Origin of the sequence: Pseudarthrobacter sp. CC4, from assembly GCF_048957775.1 — a bacterium.
Lineage (GTDB): Bacteria > Actinomycetota > Actinomycetes > Actinomycetales > Micrococcaceae > Arthrobacter.
In genome coordinates, this window is record NZ_JARCCZ010000017.1 from 88,249 (window position 1) to 105,130 (window position 16,882).

Here is a 16,882-nt window from a genome sequence, read left to right on the forward strand (position 1 = left end):
AGAGAGGCTGTCCCATGGCTGACATCTCCATCAAGGGTCTCCACAAGACCTACCCCGGCAGCACCGAGCTGGCCACGAACAACGTGTCCCTCGAGGTTGCGGAGGGTGAGTTCATGGTGCTTCTCGGGCCCTCCGGCTGCGGGAAGACCACCCTGCTGCGCATGGTGGCGGGGCTGGACTTCCCGGATGAGGGGAGCATCTCCATCGGCGGCCGGGATGTAACGTACCTGCCCCCGCAGGACAGGAACCTCTCCATGGTGTTCCAGTCCTACGCCGTGTTCCCGCACCGCAAGGTCCGCACCAACATCGGGTTCGGCCTGGTGATGAAGAAGGTGCCCAGGGATGAACTCGAGAAGAAGGTCGCCTGGGCGGCCGACCTGCTCCAGCTCACCCCCTACCTGGACCGCTACCCTGCCCAGCTCTCGGGCGGGCAGCGCCAGCGCGTCGCCGTCGCCAGGGCCATCGTCATGGACGCGGACGTGCTGCTCATGGACGAGCCCCTGTCCAACCTGGACGCCCTCCTGCGGCTCGACTTCCGGGCGGAACTGAAAAAGATCGTCCAGCAGTTGGGTTCCACCACGCTTTACGTGACCCACGACCAGGTGGAAGCGATGAGCCTCTCAGACCGGGTGGCCGTGATGAAGAAAGGGCAGATAGCCCAGCTGGGGCATCCCATCACCGTCTATGAGGAGCCGGCTGACCGCTTCGTCGGGGGATTCATCGGCTCGCCGCCAATGAACTTCCTCGAGGGCCGCGTGACGCAGCAGGGCGCCCTGGAAGTCGCCGGCCAAAGCACCGAGGCGCCTGAATTCCTGGCCCGCTCTGCGGCCCGGTCCGGCGGCCTTCCCGTGATGGTCGGGATCCGCGCGGAAAACATCTACATTGAGCAGCGGGGAGCCCCGGGGACCCTTGGCGCCACCGTGGAAGTGGTGGAACCGCTTGGCCACGCAACGCTGCTGACCGTGGACCTGGGCGGACAGACCATCAAGGTCCAGGTTGCCTCCACCGTACGGGTTTCCCCGGGGGAGAAGGTTGGCCTGAGGTTCGACCAGGCAACTATCCGGTTCTTCGACACGGAAACCCAGCTCGGGCTCACGGCATGAGCCCGGACACGTATCCGATCAGGGACCTCGAGGAGCTCGGGCGCCGTGCCAGGGACGTCCTGGCAGCCAACGACCTCGGCACCATGGTGACGGCTGCACCGAACCTGTATCCGCACATGTGGAGCTGGGACGCCGCGTTCGTCGCCGCCGGACTTTCGACCGTGAGCGTCGAACGGGCCCTCCGGGAGCTCGACTACCTGCTGGCCGCCCAGTGGAAGAGCGGGATGATCCCGCACATCGTCTTCTCGGACGTCCCCGGCTACTTCCCCGACGTCGAGCGGTGGGGGACCCGCGGGGCCTCGCCGGAGGGTGTGCAGTCCAGCGGCATCTGCCAGCCGCCGGTGCATGCCACCATGCTGCGCCGCATCGTGGAAAGGGCGACGGCGGCGGGCGGCGAGGATGCCAGGCTCGCCGATGAATTCACCCGCCGGACGCTGCCGGGATGGATCGACTGGCACGCCTGGCTGCGGAGCGCCCGCGGCGGGGACGGCTCGGGCCTGCTGACCATTTACCACGGCTGGGAGTCCGGGATGGACAACTCCCCCCGCTTCGACGGCCCGTATTCCAGGGTCAAGCCGGGGGAGATGGAGCCGTTCGTCCGCACGGACACGCAGAAGGTCAAGGACCACAGCCAGCGCCCCAGCGACGAGGAGTACAGCCGCTACCTTTGGCTGGTGCAACAGATGGCAGACGTGCGGTTCGACGACGCGCAGTTGCCCCGGGTAATGGCCTTCCAGGTCAAGGACGTCTTCATGTCCGCGATCTACGCCGCGGCCAACGAGGACCTGGCCGTGCTGGCGGAACAGTTCGGGCTGCCGGAGGAGGCGCCCCGGTTGCGGGAATGGGCCCGGGAATTCCGCGACGGCGTCGACGCGACGGTGGATGGCAGGACAGGACTCGCCCGCGACCGGGACGTGCTGACCGGGGAGTGGATCGGACCTCCCACAATGGCCGGATTCGCGCCCCTCATTTCCACCAATGACCAGGCCCTCCTCGACCGGCAACTGGAAGTCTTCGAAGGGCCGGACTGGACGGGCGACCCCCGCCTGGCCTTCCCGCTGCCGGCTTCCACGTCCACCACCTACGAAGGGCTGAAGCCCCGCCAGTACTGGCGCGGACCCGTATGGCCCGTGATGAACTGGTACCTGGCCCACTGCCTGCGGAGGCGCGGCGACGAGAAGCGCTACCGCCAGCTGCGGGAGGCCTCCCTCGCCCAGCTGATGGAGGGCCACTTCGGTGAGTACTACGAACCCTTCACCGGCGAACCGCTGGGCAGCATGGACCAGTCGTGGACAGCCGCCGTGGCGCTGGAATGGCTTGCCGATCCCGGGAACGGTTGATCAGTGGGCGCCGTGCCGGCGCAAGGGCACCCGGTGCGGCTCCTCATCGCAGGTGCAGGCGCGAGGGGCGCAGCCTATGCCCGGCTCGCCGTTGCCACGGGACAGGCCGTCATTGCGGGCCTGGCCGAGCCGCGCCCGCTGCTGCGCAACCGCCTGGCGGCCGAATTGAAAGTGCCGGCGGAAGGCGTATTCGAGGACTGGCAGGCAATGCTCAAGAACCGCCTGCCGGCCGACGGCATCATCATCGCCACGCCTGACCGGGAGCACGGGGGTCCGTTCGCGGCGGCCGCAGCCCACGGCTACCCCATCCTCCTGGAGAAGCCCGTCGCCGTCGACCCCGCCGGTTGCGCAGAACTGGAACGCCTGGGCCGTGAAAGCGGCGCCACCGCGACTGTCTGCCACGTGTTGCGCTACACCCCGCTGACAGCTCTCCTCAGGCAGTTGCTGTTGGGTGGGGCGGTGGGCCGGATCATCTCCGTCCAACACCTGGAGCCCGTGGGCTTCTGGCATTTCGCGCATTCGTACGTCCGCGGAAACTGGCGCCGGGAGGAAGACTCGAGCCCGTTCCTCCTTGCCAAGTGCACGCACGACGTCGACTGGCTGTCCTTCATCATCGGGAGCAGGCCACTGAAGGTGTCGTCCTTCGGAACGCTGGCCCATTTCCGCCCCGAAGGGGCGCCGGAGGGTGCGGCCCGCCGCTGCATCGGCTGCCCCGCCGAGCCCCGCTGCCCCTATTCCGCGCTGAAGATCTATGGTGCGGGCCGCCCCTTGAACGGGGCTAAGGCTGACCCCGCGAGGGCATACTTCGCGGACGTGGTGGATCCGGGCGGCACGCCAGAGTCGCTGCTGCACGCCCTGGCAACCGGCCCCTATGGCCGCTGCGTCTATTTTTCGGACAACGACGTTGTGGACCACCAGGTGGTGAACATTGAATACGAAAACGGCACAACTGCCGCCTTCACGGCCACGGCCTTCACCGCCGTCGGCCCGCGGCGCACCCGGATCTTCGGCAGCCACGGGGAGATAGACGTGGAAGCCGAAGCCATCTCGGTCTTCGATTTCCTGACCGGGACAACCGCTGTCCACCCGGTCCCCGCTGCCACGCCGCGGGTCCAGGGGGAAAAGCACGAGGGCGGCGACCGCGGCCTGGTGCAGGCCTGGGTGGCTGCGCTGGCCACCGGTGACTGGTCGACGGTGGTGTCTGGACTGGAGGAGTCCCTGGTCAGCCACGCAGCCGTTTTCGCCGCAGAGGAGGCCCGCCGGAGCAGCACTGTTGTGCAGGTGGGCTCGTTCAGTCTGAGCCAGTGACCTGGTCGATGGACACGACGGCAAGGAAGCCGCGGCCCAGGATCTCCGGGGACGCGCTGTCCGAGCCCACCACGGCGTCGTAGCGGCCCAGGGCCTCGGGTTCATGGCTTGCGTCCGAGGCTGTGGCCTGGCCCTGCAGCAGGATCCCCAACTGGCCGGCAAACAGCGGGTGGGCACGTTTCTTCGAAATCTCAATGATGGACGTGAAACCCTTGAAGCTGCCGGCCCGGGTAATGACGTTGAGGTTCCTGACATCTCCAGTGGGAAGGGCGCAGGAGGTGGCGGCCCCGCCGGGAAAACGGAACGGACGGTACTTCTCCAGGGGATGCTCAGCGCCGTCCACGGTCAGGAGCAGGAGTTCGCCCTCGACCACCGTCAGTACCCGCTCCATGTCAGGGAACGGCGAGAAGTCCCCGGCTTTGGTGACCTCGGCGATGCTGACCCGCCAGTCCCACCCGGCATCCTGGAGGGAGGCGGCGTCGGGATGGCCGGCGATCTGGCGCGTGACCCCGCCGCCGTTGCGCCAGGGCTGGGGCTTGCGGTCTGCGAAGCGGATGATCTCCATCAGCCCAGCCTAGTTGGCCTGCCTGCCGGTATCGGCAGCTCCCATCCATCCCTGCTACTCTCCTGCGGGGGGACAACACGAAAACAGCCTAAGGAGCCGGGAATGTTCGTCAAAGTGTGTGGCCTCAGCACGCCGGAATCCATCCGCGCTGCCGCGGAGGCAGGCGCCGACGCGGTGGGTTTCGTCCTCACGGCCAGTCCCCGCGTGGTCTCGCCCTCCCAGGCCTCCGCGCTGCTGGCCGAAGTGCCGGCCGGGGTTACGCCCATCGGCGTGTTCCGTGACGAGCCGGTTGCCGACGCCCTCGCCATCGCCCGTGCCGCCGGGCTGGAGTGGATCCAGCTGCACGGCCGGCGCTCGCGCGGGGACGTGGCCACAGTGCACGACGCCGGCATGAAGCTGGTCAGGGCCGTCACCATGGGTGCCGCAGCCGAGGAGCTGGAGGACTGGGGGGAAGACCTGCTCCTGATCGACGCCGCCGTCCCCGGCTCCGGCGAGGCCTGGGACTATGCGTCCGTGGCCGAAATCCCCGTGCTGCAGGAACGTAAATGGCTGCTGGCAGGCGGGCTGGACGCCGCCAATGTTGCGCAGGCCGCCACGGCGGCGCACGCTTGGGGCGTCGATGTTTCCTCCGGTGTTGAGGCGTCCCGCGGCGTCAAGGACCTGGCCAAGGTCAGCGCCTTCGTGCAGGCGGCCAAGGGAGCTGCTGCTTCGGTCTAGCCGCGGATTCAGGGGCCGGTCAGGGCAGGCCCCCATCCCGTTGCCCCGGCCCCCGGGGCACAATGGAGGGATGAAGGCACTGCTCAACATCATCTGGCTGGTTTTCGGCGGTTTCTGGCTCGCGCTGGGTTATTTCTTCGCGGGGGTCATCTGCTGCCTGCTGGTCATCACCATTCCCTGGGGCATCGCGTCGTTCCGGATCGCTGCGTACACGCTCTGGCCCTTCGGCCGGACGGTGGTGGACAAACCCGGCGGTGCGGGCGTGTTCTCGCTGCTGGGCAACGTCATCTGGCTGCTGGTGGCAGGCATCTGGATCGCCATTGGACACGTGGTCACGGCCTTTGCGATGGCAGTGACCATCATTGGCATCCCGCTGGCCATCGCAAACCTGAAGCTCATCCCGGTGTCCCTGATGCCGCTGGGCAAGCAGATTGTGCCCACCACCCAGCCCTTCGTGTCCTCCTACCGCTAGGACGCCAGGGCGGAACGGCGCGGAACACAGGCAACGTCAGCGGGGGCTGAACGCCCCGTCCGCCATGATGGCCACGGCGTCGCTGTCGTCCAGTTCCGCGGCGATATCGACGTCGGCACCGTAGCCCGCCCCGGTCAGCTCACGGCCGCTCGAGCAGCCACGCAGCATCTCCCGGAGCCGGGGCTCGGCGGCTTCAAAGACGGCCATCGCAGCCACAGCCTCCGGCGAGTATCCGTGCCTGCCGTCTTCGGCCTCGTAGCCGCCTTTGCCCGCAGCCACCAGGCCCGCGATGAATGCCCCCGCCCCGATCTGGTCCTCCACGGCCGGCCGGAGGGTGCCGTCCGGCCAGCGTTCGCCGGCCGCAACCACTGCGATCACTGCATCTTCCGGGAGGTTGGCCGCCACCCAGTCCGCGGTGGCTGCGGCATTCCGGAGGCACACGGTGGCCAGCAACGGAACTGTGCGCGCCAGTTCGTGGCAGAGCGCGGAACCGTTGGGGGACGGCAGGACCACCCGCTCCAGGGAACCGGCAGCCCTAAGGCTTGCGGGGGAGAGGCTGAGCCCGCCCCCGTCCCTGGGCCCGGCCAGCAGGGCTCGGTGGCGGGCAGCGAAATCCTCCGCGCCGGTGTCCTTCCAGGGAAAAGGAAGGACCGCGGCGCCCCGGTCCAGGGCGACGCTTACGCAGGTGCTGAAGGAGAGGACGTCAACCACCACGGCAAGGTCCGCGCCGGACGTTACGGTGCTCCCGCCGTCGAGCCCCCACTCCACCCGGACCGCGTAGGGCAGTTGCCGGTGCGCGGCACTTGCAGTGAACGTGTGGCGGGAATTCGAGGTGGGTGCGTTCACGCCAGTTCGCCCTTCAAATTGCGGTGCGCGGCAGCCAGCCACAGCTCCCTTGCCCTGCCGCTGTGGAACAGCGGCTCCAGTTCCAGCAGATGGCGCACGACGGCGGCGCGCCCGGCCGCGAAGTCGGCGTCGCCGATGTGCGCGTAATCCTTGCGGACGGCAGCAACGTACCTGGCGTATTCCTCCGGGTCCCCGCCCAGGACGGACAGGTCGGCATCGCACAGGAGGGCGCCGTCGCGGTCCCCCTCTTCCGGGCAGTGGTCGGATGTCAGCCTGACAAGCCGTGCCACCTCGGCCGCCTCCGCTTCCGGAAGGCCGGCGCCGTGCAGGCGCTCCTCGGCGAGGCGCGCGGACTCCTCCTCATCCTGGCCGGCTATGCCGCGGTAGACGGCGTCGTGGAACCAGGCCGCCAGCAGGACTGTCCGCGGCGGGTCGTCGGGATCGGTGAGAAGGTCGAGGGCTTCGAGTACCGCCAGCAGGTGCGTGCAGCCGTGATAGTGGCGGTGGTCCTCGCTCCACCGGTCCAGGAGGTCCAGGAAGAGGGCGTCATGGCCGGGCATGATCGAGTTCCAGCGGTTCAGCAGCGGCACCTTGAGCGATTTGTTCCGTTGCCGGGCAGGAATGCGCAGGCCGCTGGCAATGAGCCTGCGGACCAGGATCCGTCCTTCCACGGGAACGGCGCCGGCCGCCACGAGGTCATCGAAGCGGCGCTCCGGAACGTCGTAGTGGTCCCCGTCAAAGGCCCGTTCGGGGACACCCGCCGCAGCCGCAAACGCGTGCAGTTCCGCCAGAGATTCGTCGGAAATGAGGTGCGAGAAGTGCGTTCCGTGCGCAGGCCAGAGGGGCGGGTCGATGTAGAGGACCATGGGGGAAGTCTAGTGCTGCGCAGCTGCGCGAGCCGGTTGCTCCTTCCAGGAGGGCGAAATCCTGAAATGCGGCGCCGAGGAGCTCTTGAATCCGCAAATGCGTATTAGAGTGGGGCTATGCCTACTATCCGCGTTTCGGAGGCCGCCCGTTTCCTGGGCGTCAGTGACGATACCGTCCGGCGATGGACCGAGAACGGGAGCCTGACGCCGCGGAAGGACGACGCCGGCCGGCTCGCCGTGGACGGCCTGGAACTGGCGCGGCACGCACAGAAGCTGGCGCAGCTTCCGGCCGATCCGCACCGCACGGGCAGTTCGGCCCGCAACCGCTTCGTGGGCCTCGTCACCGGCATCAAGGCGGACAGTGTGATGGCCCAGGTGGAGCTGCAGTGCGGGCCCTTCCGCGTGGTGTCCCTGATGAGCAGCGAGGCCGTCAAGGAACTGGGACTGGAACTCGGCTCCGTGGCCACCGCCGTGGTCAAGGCCACCACGGTCATCATCGAAACGCCGCAGGGAAAGGGAGCCGCGTGACGCCGGTTCGGCGGGCCGGAGCCCTGCTGGCGGGAATCCTGCTGGCGGCCCTGCTCGCCGGTTGTGCCGGCACCGGTGCTGCCGGCGACGGCGGCAACGCCGCCCAGGGAACCAGCCGGGAAACACTGACCGTTTTCGCCGCTGCTTCCCTTAAAGCCAGTTTTACCGAGCTCGCGGCACGGTTCGAAAAGGAGAACCCCGGAACCGGCGTCACCCTCAGCTTTGCCGGTTCGTCGGACCTGTCCACCCAGATCAGCCAGGGCGCTCCCGCGGACGTGTTCGCCTCGGCGGACACCAGCAACATGGCCAGGCTGCAGGACGCCGGCCTGGTGGACGGCCAACCGCGGGACTTTGCCACCAATACCCTGGCCATCGCCGTCCCGGCAGGGAACCCGGCAGGAATTGGATCCTTCGCCGACTTGGCCAGGAGCGGAACGAAGCTTGTGATGTGCGCCCGCCAGGTGCCCTGCGGGGCCGCCGCGGCCGCCGTCGAACAGCAGACGGGGACGGACCTCAGTCCGGTCAGCGAGGAAAACTCCGTGGCCGATGTCCTGGGCAAAGTCAGCTCGGGAGAGGCTGACGCCGGACTCGTCTACGTCACCGACGTCCGGGCGGCCCGCGGCAAAGTGGACAGCGTTCCCTTTCCCGAGTCGGCCGCAGCGGTGAACACCTACCCCATCGCAACGCTTGCCGGCAGCCGCAACAAGACCGCTGCCGCAAAGTTCCTGGGGCTTGTGGCAGGCCCCGAAGGCAGGGAAGTCCTCGCAGCCGCCGGGTTTGGGCCGGCAGCGGGCAGCAGATGATGGGCAGCACGTGACCGGCAGGCAGTCCAGCCGGCAGCCGTCCGGCCGGCAGCAGGCCAACCGGCGGCAAAGGGGAGGCGGGCGCCAGGCGTATACGGGCATCCCCCGCTGGCTGTACGCGCTGGCAGTCCTGGCAGCCACGGTGGTGGTCCTGCCGCTGGCGGCCATCGTGGCGCGCGTCAACTGGGCCAACTTCGTTCCGCTGGTCACCTCCGAGTCCGCCCTTGCGGCGCTGGGCCTGAGCCTGCGGACCTCGGCGGCCAGCACTGCCCTGTGCGTCGTGCTCGGCGTGCCGCTGGCGGTGGTCCTTGCCCGTGGCGCGCTCCCGCTGCTGGGGCTCCTGCGCGCGCTGGTGCTGCTCCCGCTGGTCCTGCCGCCCGTGGTGGGCGGCATTGCCCTCCTGTACACCTTCGGCCGGCAGGGCCTCCTGGGCGGCGCGATTGAGGTGCTGGGGCTGCAGATCGCGTTTTCCACCACGGCCGTGGTCCTGGCCCAGACCTTCGTGGCCCTGCCGTTCCTGGTGGTCAGCCTGGAAGGCGCGCTGCGCACCGGCGGACACAGGTACGAGGCGGTGGCAGCGACGCTCGGTGCATCGCCCGGGACCGTTTTCCGCCGCGTCACGCTGCCGCTCGTCCTGCCCGGCCTGGCCTCCGGCGCGGTCCTTGCCTTCGCCAGGAGCCTGGGCGAATTCGGTGCCACCCTCACGTTCGCCGGCAGCCTCCAGGGGGTTACCCGGACGCTGCCGCTGGAGATCTACCTGCAGCGGGAGACGGACCCCGACGCCGCCGTCGCGCTTTCCCTGGTGCTGGTGGCCGTGGCAGTCGCAGTGGTGGCACTTGCGTACCGGCGCCCGGCGGGCAGGACGCCCGCCCTCCGGTTGTCCGGAGAGCGGACGACGCCGGCTCCCGCGGCGGGCGGGGATGTTCCGTGACGTTCTCGTTCCAGGCAGCCGTGGCGGAGCGCGGTTTCGACGTCGCCTTCTCCGTGGGGCCCGCTGAAACCGTGGCAGTGATGGGACCTAACGGTGCCGGCAAGTCGACGCTGTTCTCCGTCATTGCGGGGCTGCTGCGGCCGGACAGCGGACGGGCCGAGCTGAACGGCCGGACCTTGTTCCATGTGGGGGACGGACGGAACCAGTGGACCCCGCCCCACCGCCGGGGGACGGCGCTGCTGGCGCAGGAACCGCTGCTTTTCCCGCATCTCAACGCCGCGGACAACGTGGCCTTCGGTCCACGCAGCGCGGGTGCGCCCAGGCCCGTGGCCAGGGCCAGGGCGTTGCAGTGGCTGGCACAGGTGGAAGCTGAAGGCCTTGCTGCACGCCGTCCGGGGGAGCTTTCGGGCGGGCAGGCCCAGCGCGTTGCCGTGGCCCGGGCGCTCGCCGCGGATCCCGGCCTCCTCCTCCTCGATGAACCGATGGCCGCGCTGGACATCCACTCGGCCCCGCTACTGCGGCGGCTGCTCAAACATGTCCTCGCGGACCGGCCGGCCCTCATCATCACCCACGATGTCCTGGACGCGCTGATGCTGGCGGACCGGGTGGTGATCCTTGAAAACGGGGGCATCGCAGAGGAGGGCCCCACACGGCAGGTGCTGCAACGGCCCCGGAGCGCCTTCGCGGCCGGGCTGGCAGGGCTCAACTTTGTTCCCGGGACGCTCGCCGGTGACGGCATCCTGACCAGCCGGGGCCGGCACATAGCCGGACACAGCGAGGACCCCATCCCCCCGGGACAGGCAGCTGTGGCCGTGTTCCCGCCGTCGTCCGTTTCGGTGTTCCTCACCGATGCCCACGGAAGCCCGCGGAATTCCTTCGAGGTGGCCGTCACCGATCTTGAACCGCATGGCGACTTCATCCGGGTCAGGGCGGGAAGCCTCGCGGCGGACATCACTCCCGCGGCCTCGGCGGACCTCGGCCTGGTTCCCGGCTTGCCGGTGCACTTCGTGGTGAAGGCGACAGCGGTTTCGGTCTACCCGTTGTAGGAGGAGACTGTGCGCCGCCCTTACATGCCGGGCAGGTCCAGGGTTTCGTAGACCTGGATGCTGGCCCCGGGCATCATCAGGTGGGGGTGGCCGTCCAGCAGCGCCTGGGCACCGGCAAGATCGTCGGCCTGGATGATCCCGTAACCTGCCACCCCCGCAGGGGCTTCAGCGGCCCCTGTTGCGGTGATTTCCGTTCCGGCACCCAGCGGACTCCCCATGTCCACGATGCCGTCACCGGCGCGCCCGGCCCATTCCATCCAGGCTTTCATGCCCTCCTGCGCGGCTTCCGGCGAGCTTTCCGCCATCTGCGCCTGGGCTGACTGCTGTGCGACGTAAAGAACCACGAACTTTTTCACGGATTGTCCCCTCTTGACTGCCCCGGCGGCACGCTGCCCCCGGCCACAGGCCGATAGTAGAGTGCGCGGCGGCGGATGTGAACAGCAGCGATGGAGGCAGATAGGGTCGATTGCCCCTTCCGCCGCGGCCCTTGAGCTGTTTCGCTGTAGGCAAACAGTCCCGGAAATGGATCCCCAAAGGAAAGTTGAGCGTAGTACACTCAACTTAGGAAAACTGCCCCCGGAAGGAGCTCTCTTTGGACGTCAAATTCACCACCAAGAGCCAGGAGGCTCTGTCGGCTGCGGCCATGAACGCCTCCACGGCCGGAAACCCCCAGGTGGAGCCCGCGCACCTGCTCAAGGCCCTGATGGACCAGCGCGAAGGAGTCGCCGTGGCTCTGCTGCGCGCCACCGGCGCCGATCCGGACTCGGTCAGCGTCCAGGCAAGCAGCGCCATCAAGGCCCTGCCGGCCACCTCCGGCGGCTCCAGCCAGCAGGCCCAGCTCTCCCGGCCCGCCCTGCAGGCCATCCAGAACGCCAAGAACGAAGCCGACCGGCTGGGCGATACGTTCGTCTCCACCGAGGTGCTCCTGCTCGGGCTCTCCGCGGGCAATGATGCCGCGGCCCGCCTGCTGCGCGACGCCGGCGCCTCCCATGAGGCGCTGCTCGCCGCCCTGCCGGGTGTCCGCGGCGACCGCAAGGTGGACAGTCCGGACCCGGAAAACACCTTCCAGGCGCTTGAGAAGTACGGCACGGACCTTACCGGAATGGCCCGGGCCGGCAAGCTGGACCCTGTGATTGGCCGGGATTCCGAAATTCGGCGGGTCATCCAGGTCCTGTCCCGGCGGACCAAGAACAATCCGGTGCTCATCGGCGAACCGGGAGTGGGCAAGACCGCCGTGGTGGAAGGGCTGGCGCAGCGGATGGTGGCGGGCGACGTGCCCGAAAGCCTGCGCGGCAAGACCCTCATCTCCCTGGACCTGGGCTCCATGGTGGCGGGCGCCAAGTACCGCGGGGAGTTCGAGGAGCGGCTGAAGGCGGTCCTTGAAGAGATCAAGGGCTCCGAGGGCCAGGTCGTGACCTTCATCGACGAAATCCACACGGTCGTGGGGGCGGGGGCCACCGGTGATTCCTCGATGGACGCCGGCAACATGCTCAAGCCCATGCTGGCCCGCGGCGAGCTGCGGCTGATCGGCGCGACCACCCTGGACGAGTACCGCGAAAACATCGAGAAGGACGCCGCCCTTGAGCGCCGCTTCCAGCAGGTGTACGTCGGCGAACCCAGCGTGGAGGACACCATCGGCATCCTCCGCGGCCTCAAGGAGCGCTACGAGGCCCACCACAAGGTGTCCATCGCCGACTCCGCCCTCGTGGCGGCAGCCACGCTGTCGAACCGGTACATTTCGGGGCGCCAGCTGCCGGACAAGGCCATCGACCTGGTGGACGAGTCCGCGTCCCGCCTCCGGATGGAGATCGATTCCGCCCCGGAGGAGATAGACAAGCTGCGGCGCCAGGTGGACCGGCTCACCATGGAGGAGCTGGCCCTGACCGGGGAATCGGACCCGGCCTCGGTGGAGCGGCTGGCGGCGCTCCGCGCCGACAAGGCTGACAAGGAAGAGGAACTCTCCGCCCTCAACGCCCGGTGGGAGGCTGAAAAGGCAGGACTCAACCGGGTGGGCGACCTGAAAGCCAAACTCGACGAGCTGCGCTCGGCCGCGGACAAGGCCCAGCGCGAGGGTGACCTGGAGACTGCTTCACGGATTCTCTACGGGGAAATCCCGGCGCTCGAACGCGAGCTGACCGCTGCTGCGGAAGCGGAAGCGGCCGTGGTGGACAAGCCAGCCCAGATGGTGGCCGAGGAAGTGACAGCTGAGGACATCGCGGAGGTCATCTCCGCCTGGACCGGCATTCCCGCCGGCCGCATGCTGCAGGGCGAGAGCCAGAAGCTGCTGCACATGGAGGCCGAGCTCGGGAAGCGGCTCATCGGCCAGTCGAAGGCCGTCGCGGCAGTCTCCGACGCCGTTCGGCGCGCGCGTGCCGGAATCAGCGATCCCAACCGCCCCACGGGTTCGTTCCTTTTCCTGGGACCCACCGGCGTGGGCAAGACCGAGCTGGCCAAGGCGCTGGCTGATTTCCTCTTCGACGACGAACGCGCCATGGTGCGGATCGACATGTCCGAGTACGGCGAGAAGCATTCCGTGGCCCGCCTTGTGGGGGCGCCTCCGGGATACGTGGGCTACGAGGAAGGCGGGCAGCTGACCGAGGCCGTCCGCCGTCGTCCCTACTCAGTGGTGCTGCTGGACGAAGTGGAGAAGGCGCACCCGGAGGTGTTCGACATCCTCCTGCAGGTGCTCGACGACGGCCGCCTCACCGACGGGCAGGGCCGCACGGTGGACTTCCGCAATGTGATCCTGGTGCTGACCTCCAACCTGGGCAGCCAGTTCCTGGTGGACCAGTCCCTGGACGCCGAAGCCAAGCGGAACGCCGTCATGGCCACCGTCAACGCATCCTTCAAGCCCGAGTTCCTGAACCGGCTGGACGAGGTTGTGCTGTTCGATGCCCTGACCGTGGAGGAGCTGGCGCGCATCGTGGAGCTGCATGTGGACGAACTCGGACGCCGGCTCCATGAGCGCCGCCTGACCCTCGAAGTCACTGATGGTGCCCGGGCCTGGCTCGCCATCTCCGGGTTCGACCCCGCCTACGGCGCCCGGCCGCTCCGCCGCCTGGTGCAGCGGGAAATCGGCGACAGGCTGGCGAAAGCCATCCTGGCCGGTGAGATCAGCGACGGCGATACGGTGCTGGTGGACACGGCGGCGGACCTTGAGGAACTCACTGCGGCCGGAACGGGCCTCCCGTCCGCGCCGTTGGGCGGCAGCGGCCTGTCCGTCCGGCGCAAGGACTGAGGCCCGCGGGGGCAAAACGCAGGCGTGCTGCCCGGGCGGTTTGGCCGCTAGGGCAGCACGCTTGCGTTGATCACATTGCCGCCCGGGGCAGTCACATAGCAGTCGACCCTGCGGTCGCCGGATTCCCAGCTGGTGGTGCTGGGGAAGCTGCGCTCGAAGTTCAAGTCGTAGTCGTTGGCGGCCGGGCCCAGCCTTGCTGCCTGGCACGCTTCCAGGGCCTTGGCCTTCAGTGCCTCGGCGCCGGGATAGGAGCCGCGCTCCGGGTAGCGGAACAATGCCACGAGCTGGGCTGAGTGCCCGGTATCGCAGGGCACCACGGTGGAGGACAGCGACTCGGGGTCGAAGTCCTTGAAGCAGTCGCCCAGCGCATAGTCGGCGGGCTGGACCCCCTCGCGCGGCAGCGGCTGCGGCGTTGCGGGTGGCGTGACCGTGGTTTCCGGCACCCCCGGAACCTGGCCCCGGGAAGTGCTGCTCTCCGGGTTGGAGTTCAGCCACAGGGCAAGCCACACCAGTGAGCCGATAACGGCCAGCAGGACGGCCACAAAGAACGCTATCCACAGGGTCCGCGGCCTCACCCGCCTGGACCTCGGCGCCGCACCGTCCTGCGGTTGCATGTGCGGGTGCAGGACCGGGCGGGCAGCAGGGGCAGGCACGCGGGGCAGCCCGGCCGTGGGCGGCGAGGAGGGCTTCGGCGGGACGTCCTGGTGGTTCACGGGGATGGATCCTCCTGCGTTCTCTCCGCGGCGGGCAGCCGGTCTGCGGCCTGTATCAGCAGTTGTCCAAGTGACTCTACCGAAGAAAAAAGCCGGAAACCTGCGGCTCGGGGCCGTGAATGGTAACGCAAACCACCTGCGGGGGCCGTTCGTGGCAAGCGGGGGCAGTCGAAAGCATGTAATCTAGGTGTACGACAAATTGACCAAACATTCCGGGGCCTCACCGATAGCCAAGGTGACCACCTCCGGTCCAAGTACAAAAGGGGGTCACGCCATGGGGCGCGGCCGTCAAAAGGCAAAAGCTACCAAGCAGGCTCGGGATATCAAGTACTACTCCCCGAACACTGACTACTCGGCACTTCAGCGTGAGCTGACGGGCCCAAGCAGTCGTGCCACGAGCCATTACGCGAATGAGCCGGTTGAACCGGACTATTCGGCTTATGTGGATAAGTACGCGGATGATTTGGAAGAAGACGACGACGAGGTAGACACCCGTCGGATCGGCTAGTTGTCGCAAGGTGCTGTTGCCGTTACCGGGCAGCCCTGTGACGCCGCAGCACTAACGGATCAGCTATGGATCCTGGTCCCAGGACCAGTGCGGCGCTTCTTTTTCGGCCCTTTGGAACCTGGTGTCCCAAGGTGCCGACTTCAGTTATTGGGCCCGCTGCCCGCACCTCAACGGTGCAGGCGGCGGGCTTTCTGCTGCCCTCCGCCAGCCAGTCCCACTGCCACTACGGACGCCAGGACCAGTGCGGAGGCGGGTGCCAGGACTGCCCACGGGGCACGCTCAACATAGCCCATGCCCTCGGCCAGGATGAGTCCCCACTCCGGCGAGGGCTGCTGCGGGCCCAGCCCCAGGAACCCGAGAGCCGCCAGCGCGAGTGCCGTTCCGGGCAGTCGGAGCATCGCATGGCGCAGGAGCGGGGCGGCCACCGCCGGGAGGATGTAGCGGAGCATGATGCGTGCCTTGCCCACCCCGAGGACGGGAAGGATGCGCACATACGGCTGCGCCCTTGCTTCCTGGGCCAAAGCCGCAGTGTGCGCCGCCAGGGGCGCCCAGCTCACGGCGGCCACGGCGAGGGCCGCGCCGTGTGCCGAAGGGCCGGTGAGCGCAGCAACAACAAGGCCGGCCAGGATGGGCGGGGCCGCGTTCGTTACCTCCAGGGGTCCCGTGGCGGCAAGAGGAAAGAGTCCGACGGCGATTCCCACAGCCAGGCAGGCAAGCACCACTGCCAGCGCTGTCCCCAGCGTTCCCACGGCCCCGTGCCCCACCCGTGCCAGCAGGTCCCGGCCGCTGGCGTCGGCGCCGAAGGGGAGTGTCCAGGCGGGCGGCGCCAGCCTGGCATGCCCCGAGGCGAGGGGGTCGCGCAGCAGCCCGGCCCCGGCAACCAGGAGCAGGGCCAGGCCGGCCACTGCCGGCGCGGCCAGATGCCGGCGGTTCGCTGACCGCGGGGGCTCGGGAAGCGGAAGCGTTCCGAAGCGGACCGCGGGCCCGATCAGCAGGTGCCGCACCGCCGTCGTCAGCGTTCCCACCAGCAGGGCGAACCCCATCAGTGCCAGCATGCCGGCCTGCAGGGTGGGGACGTCCTGCGCGCTGGCCGCGCCCAGCAGCGCCCGGCCGAGCCCTGGAATGGCGAATACCTTTTCCACTGCCACTGCACCGCCGGTCAGCCCCACCAGGACCAGGCCGGCCTGCGGGAGCACGGCGGGAAGCGCCCGGCGGAGCACCGCTGCGGCCAGCAGCGCAGGCCCGGCCCCGGCCATCCGCCACGTGGCCACCCACTGTTCGGCAAACGCTGCCCGTACGGCGTCGGAGACCAGCAGCCCGATCAGACCGCCGGCCGGGATTCCGAGCGAAAGGGCGGGCAGGACCGCATGCTCCGGGCCCTGCCAGCCGAAGGGCGGAAACCACCGCAGCCAGATGGCACCCGCCACCAGCAGCACGGCGGCCAGCAGGAACTCGGGCAGGGATGTCAGCGCAGCGGACAGGGCGCCTGACGCCGGCCTGCGCCGCCCCCGCAGCCCGTCCACTACCGCCGGCGTGCAGGCCAGCAGCGCCACGAGTGCCGCGGACGCGGTGGCGAACGCCATCAGGGTCACCGAGACGCCCAGCGCCGCCGCGATGCCGGGTCCCACGGGTGTGCTGCTGATCCAGGACGTGCCCAGGTCGCCGGCCAAGATCCCCTGTACCCAGGACAGGAGCATGGCCGCCGGGCCCTGCTCCAGGCCGAGCTCGGCGCGGATTGCGGCGAGTGCCTCGGGCGTGGGCTCCCGGTCCGCGTACCTGGCCCGCAGGACGGTGTATTCGGCGCCGCGGCCCGAGAGCCAGGGCATCATCCCGATCAGCACCACCAGGGCAAGCAGGGCGAGGACCCGGGACACGGTGACTTTGACTGCAGCGGACAT

17 protein-coding genes are annotated in these 16,882 nt (G+C 68.8%); 11 read left to right on the forward strand and 6 right to left on the reverse strand.

Going from position 1 to position 16,882, the window contains the following annotated elements:
• The first annotated feature begins 14 nt into the window (after window positions 1-14).
• The 3 genes from PV768_RS13045 to PV768_RS13055 are packed head-to-tail and all read left to right on the forward strand — an operon-like array spanning window position 15 to window position 3,751.
• Window positions 15-1,103: an ABC transporter ATP-binding protein gene (locus PV768_RS13045; RefSeq protein WP_157240620.1), complete on the forward strand. Its 1,089-nt coding sequence runs from the start codon at window positions 15-17 to the stop codon at window positions 1,101-1,103.
• Window positions 1,100-2,443 carry a glucosylglycerate hydrolase gene (gene ggh / locus PV768_RS13050; RefSeq protein ID WP_421093224.1) on the forward strand — a complete coding sequence of 448 codons (1,344 nt, stop codon included), beginning with the start codon at window positions 1,100-1,102 and terminating at the stop codon, window positions 2,441-2,443. Before PV768_RS13045 ends, ggh begins: the two co-directional genes overlap by 4 nt.
• Window positions 2,444-2,446: 3 nt before the next feature.
• On the forward strand, window positions 2,447-3,751 hold the full coding sequence (locus PV768_RS13055) for a Gfo/Idh/MocA family protein (protein ID WP_421093225.1): 1,305 nt from the start codon (window positions 2,447-2,449) through the stop codon (window positions 3,749-3,751).
• Here the strand turns inward: PV768_RS13055 and PV768_RS13060 are convergent.
• Window positions 3,735-4,316: a HutD family protein gene (locus PV768_RS13060; protein WP_421093226.1), complete on the reverse strand. Its 582-nt coding sequence runs from the start codon at window positions 4,314-4,316 to the stop codon at window positions 3,735-3,737. The two genes, PV768_RS13055 and PV768_RS13060, sit on opposite strands and share 17 nt — an antisense overlap.
• A gap of 102 nt (window positions 4,317-4,418) precedes the next feature.
• Here PV768_RS13060 and PV768_RS13065 point away from each other — a divergent pair, with 102 nt between their 5' ends.
• Window positions 4,419-5,033 carry a phosphoribosylanthranilate isomerase gene (locus PV768_RS13065; RefSeq protein WP_157240623.1) on the forward strand — a complete coding sequence of 205 codons (615 nt, stop codon included), beginning with the start codon at window positions 4,419-4,421 and terminating at the stop codon, window positions 5,031-5,033.
• Between the two features lie 70 nt (window positions 5,034-5,103).
• Complete coding sequence (locus PV768_RS13070) at window positions 5,104-5,505, forward strand: YccF domain-containing protein (protein ID WP_157240631.1); 402 nt, start codon at window positions 5,104-5,106, stop codon at window positions 5,503-5,505.
• 36 nt (window positions 5,506-5,541) lie between these two features.
• On the opposite strand, the gene PV768_RS13075 is transcribed toward PV768_RS13070, so the two are convergent.
• Both PV768_RS13075 and PV768_RS13080 read right to left on the reverse strand, forming a co-directional pair.
• Entirely contained in the window at window positions 5,542-6,351 is an 810-nt protein-coding gene (locus PV768_RS13075) for a 2-phosphosulfolactate phosphatase (RefSeq protein WP_323057499.1), read from the reverse strand.
• Window positions 6,348-7,217: a DUF4031 domain-containing protein gene (locus PV768_RS13080; protein WP_321214607.1), complete on the reverse strand. Its 870-nt coding sequence runs from the start codon at window positions 7,215-7,217 to the stop codon at window positions 6,348-6,350. Before PV768_RS13080 ends, PV768_RS13075 begins: the two co-directional genes overlap by 4 nt.
• A gap of 117 nt (window positions 7,218-7,334) precedes the next feature.
• Here PV768_RS13080 and PV768_RS13085 point away from each other — a divergent pair, with 117 nt between their 5' ends.
• The 4 genes from PV768_RS13085 (at window position 7,335) to PV768_RS13100 (ending at window position 10,525) form a co-directional block, all read left to right on the forward strand.
• Complete coding sequence (locus PV768_RS13085) at window positions 7,335-7,745, forward strand: TOBE domain-containing protein (protein ID WP_157240636.1); 411 nt, start codon at window positions 7,335-7,337, stop codon at window positions 7,743-7,745.
• Window positions 7,742-8,548 carry a molybdate ABC transporter substrate-binding protein gene (modA, locus tag PV768_RS13090; RefSeq protein WP_421093227.1) on the forward strand — a complete coding sequence of 269 codons (807 nt, stop codon included), beginning with the start codon at window positions 7,742-7,744 and terminating at the stop codon, window positions 8,546-8,548. Before PV768_RS13085 ends, modA begins: the two co-directional genes overlap by 4 nt.
• A gap of 100 nt (window positions 8,549-8,648) precedes the next feature.
• Window positions 8,649-9,479 (forward strand): ABC transporter permease, encoded by an 831-nt coding sequence (locus PV768_RS13095; RefSeq protein ID WP_421093247.1) that lies wholly within the window; start codon window positions 8,649-8,651, stop codon window positions 9,477-9,479.
• Window positions 9,476-10,525, forward strand: a complete 1,050-nt coding sequence (locus PV768_RS13100; RefSeq protein ID WP_370460560.1) for a sulfate/molybdate ABC transporter ATP-binding protein — start codon at window positions 9,476-9,478, stop codon at window positions 10,523-10,525. The genes PV768_RS13095 and PV768_RS13100 overlap by 4 nt, the downstream gene beginning before the upstream one ends.
• A 20-nt stretch (window positions 10,526-10,545) precedes the next feature.
• Here PV768_RS13100 and PV768_RS13105 read toward each other — a convergent pair whose 3' ends face one another.
• Window positions 10,546-10,881, reverse strand: coding sequence for a hypothetical protein (locus PV768_RS13105; protein ID WP_157240638.1), 336 nt, complete (start codon window positions 10,879-10,881; stop codon window positions 10,546-10,548).
• A gap of 236 nt (window positions 10,882-11,117) precedes the next feature.
• Between PV768_RS13105 and clpB the strand changes: the two genes are divergently transcribed.
• Window positions 11,118-13,763: an ATP-dependent chaperone ClpB gene (gene clpB, locus PV768_RS13110; RefSeq protein ID WP_321214604.1), complete on the forward strand. Its 2,646-nt coding sequence runs from the start codon at window positions 11,118-11,120 to the stop codon at window positions 13,761-13,763.
• Window positions 13,764-13,810: 47 nt separating this feature from the next.
• Here the strand turns inward: clpB and PV768_RS13115 are convergent, their stop codons facing one another.
• Entirely contained in the window at window positions 13,811-14,476 is a 666-nt protein-coding gene (locus tag PV768_RS13115; RefSeq protein ID WP_421093228.1) for a septum formation family protein, read from the reverse strand.
• Window positions 14,477-14,750: 274 nt separating this feature from the next.
• Here PV768_RS13115 and PV768_RS13120 point away from each other — a divergent pair, with 274 nt between their 5' ends.
• On the forward strand, window positions 14,751-14,984 hold the full coding sequence (locus PV768_RS13120; RefSeq protein ID WP_009359485.1) for a DUF3073 domain-containing protein: 234 nt from the start codon (window positions 14,751-14,753) through the stop codon (window positions 14,982-14,984).
• Between the two features lie 167 nt (window positions 14,985-15,151).
• Here PV768_RS13120 and PV768_RS13125 read toward each other — a convergent pair whose 3' ends face one another.
• On the reverse strand, window positions 15,152-16,882 hold the full coding sequence (locus PV768_RS13125) for an ABC transporter permease subunit (protein ID WP_421093229.1): 1,731 nt from the start codon (window positions 16,880-16,882) through the stop codon (window positions 15,152-15,154).

Excerpts from the sequence above, each read along its gene's own strand:
- PV768_RS13085 (WP_157240636.1), top strand. The coding sequence starts at position 7,335 with ATGCCTACTATCCGCGTTTCGGAGGCCGCCCGTTTCCTGGGCGTCAGT.
- PV768_RS13070 (WP_157240631.1), top strand. The coding sequence starts at position 5,104 with ATGAAGGCACTGCTCAACATCATCTGGCTGGTTTTCGGCGGTTTCTGG.
- PV768_RS13125 (WP_421093229.1), bottom strand. The coding sequence starts at position 16,882 with ATGTCCGCTGCAGTCAAAGTCACCGTGTCCCGGGTCCTCGCCCTGCTT.
- PV768_RS13060 (WP_421093226.1), bottom strand. The coding sequence starts at position 4,316 with ATGGAGATCATCCGCTTCGCAGACCGCAAGCCCCAGCCCTGGCGCAAC.
- PV768_RS13065 (WP_157240623.1), top strand. The coding sequence starts at position 4,419 with ATGTTCGTCAAAGTGTGTGGCCTCAGCACGCCGGAATCCATCCGCGCT.
- ggh (WP_421093224.1), top strand. The coding sequence starts at position 1,100 with ATGAGCCCGGACACGTATCCGATCAGGGACCTCGAGGAGCTCGGGCGC.
- PV768_RS13080 (WP_321214607.1), bottom strand. The coding sequence starts at position 7,217 with ATGGTCCTCTACATCGACCCGCCCCTCTGGCCTGCGCACGGAACGCAC.
- PV768_RS13120 (WP_009359485.1), top strand. The coding sequence starts at position 14,751 with ATGGGGCGCGGCCGTCAAAAGGCAAAAGCTACCAAGCAGGCTCGGGAT.
- PV768_RS13045 (WP_157240620.1), top strand. The coding sequence starts at position 15 with ATGGCTGACATCTCCATCAAGGGTCTCCACAAGACCTACCCCGGCAGC.